The sequence below is a fragment of the Leptospira kemamanensis genome, assembly GCF_004769665.1.
GTDB lineage: Bacteria > Spirochaetota > Leptospiria > Leptospirales > Leptospiraceae > Leptospira_A > Leptospira_A kemamanensis.
Genome location: NZ_RQGG01000052.1, coordinates 1 through 1,731 on the forward strand (window position 1 = coordinate 1; position 1,731 = coordinate 1,731).

The following is a 1,731-nucleotide window of genomic DNA, read 5'->3' on the forward strand; positions in this document are numbered from 1 at the left end:
TCTAGGTTATGTGAGTCCTGAAAAATTTGAGTTAAATTGAATTAGAAAAGTGTCCGAAAAAACGTAATCAGGCTAGATCAAAAAAAATATCCACGAAACAAAAAATAATTATCATGGCGAATACCTTTAACATTGCACTCTTTGGTGAAAAAAATTCTAATAAGGATGTCCTACATTTTAAAGAATGGTCGGAATACATACTGTCCTTATGCGAGAAAGAAAATATGGAACCAGACTACCCTAGTATAAGGTTAGTAAATAATAAATCGAGCAACATTAAACTATCAACCTATAAAAATAGAATGAAGAAATTAGAAAATTATGAGTTGTCGTATTTAGATCTTACAAAATCTCAACCTGACTTTTCATATATCTCAAAAGACTGGGAACTTTCGGCCAATATCGATAGAGACGAATATTTTGATAGAATTTATTTGGGATTTGATATTGATAAATTTAAGACTGTATACATCGAAAGGCTAAGTATTATATCTCAAGTAATACAGTTTATGGCAGTAGATTACGGGTTTTGTTTTCATATGGATTTAAAATATGGTCCGGGATTGTACGTCTCTGGGATATTTGTTGCAAATTACTCAAATATTTTTAGTAAGTTTGAAAAAGAATCTACTAGCTTATGGAGTAATTACCAGCCTGATGCCATGAATGCAGTTAAGAATGGCAAACTAAGATATCTTTATGAATACAATATACTTAATAAATCTCACTTAGAAAGAAAAGTATTTGGCAAATCTTTGGAGGACTGGGTTAAAAGTTCATTAAAGAATGGAACCATTATACCAATTAACGATAAGCTTTATATGTGGACGATTGATCCGAAAAATTTGCACAGTGTAATCAATCCTTTAATCGATCAAAACATATTTTTGCTGGATCGAAATTATAAACCTAATTTTGATTAATATATTGATTTAGCCTAAGTCCTTGCAAAAACCGTTGAGCCTAGCCAAAACTATAATAGCGAACAAGATGTTCGTTAAGTTAGACGCTGATTGCAAACGGGACAGATTTTGACGGCAAAAAACAAACGGAAGTCATAGATTTCTAGTGATTCACAAAGACTTTGTTCCAAAAACGAGTGTTTCGTTGATCGATAGGGTATACGGAATTCTTCTCTTTTATGGAAGATATTACTTGAATTAAAGCTTGAAAACGATGATTATAAACCGAAGTGTAAAAGAGAGTGGTCTCACATAAGCGCTTTTCTTCCAAGAGTAGGTATGGTATGTACAGATACAGTATTCGCCTTACACAATCCTCTAACTTAATTTAGATTATTGATCTTCTTCCTTTTTTAATTCTCGGATTCCTTCTTGGAAAACTTGATAGGGAGTTCTTCCATTCATATTTCTTCCTTGATGTGATCTTTCGTTGTTATAGAACTTTAGATAAACCTGAAAATCTTTTTCCATCTCATCTACACTTTCATAAAAGTTGGTTCTGCCAGCGACTCTGAAGTGTTCGTCGAGCAATGTTCGATGAAGTCTTTCCACATATCCATTGCTTTGTGGTCTTCTCACTTTTGTCGTTCTATGTTCGATATCTTCTAGTTGAAGGAATAATTCAAAAGGATGCTGGTCTTCCCTTCCACAGTATTCTCGTCCATTATCTGTAAGAATCGTTTTAATCGGGACATTGTGTTCTTCGAAAAAAGGAAGGACTTCATTATTCAAAGTTTGGACTGCAGTAATCGGCATTTTGGTTGTGTGA

2 protein-coding genes are annotated in these 1,731 nt (G+C 33.2%); one reads left to right on the forward strand and one right to left on the reverse strand.

Going from position 1 to position 1,731, the window contains the following annotated elements; genetic code table 11:
- Window positions 1-113: 113 nt before the first annotated feature.
- Window positions 114-923, forward strand: coding sequence for a hypothetical protein (locus tag EHQ59_RS17685; RefSeq protein ID WP_135621285.1), 810 nt, complete (start codon window positions 114-116; stop codon window positions 921-923).
- A gap of 372 nt (window positions 924-1,295) precedes the next feature.
- On the opposite strand, the gene EHQ59_RS17690 is transcribed toward EHQ59_RS17685, so the two are convergent.
- The coding region (locus EHQ59_RS17690) for an integrase core domain-containing protein (RefSeq protein ID WP_135621286.1) at window positions 1,296-1,731 on the reverse strand (436 nt) is incomplete at its 5' end.

Coding starts and splice junctions, on each gene's coding strand:
- EHQ59_RS17685 (WP_135621285.1), top strand. CDS start 114: ATGGCGAATACCTTTAACATTGCACTCTTTGGTGAAAAAAATTCTAAT.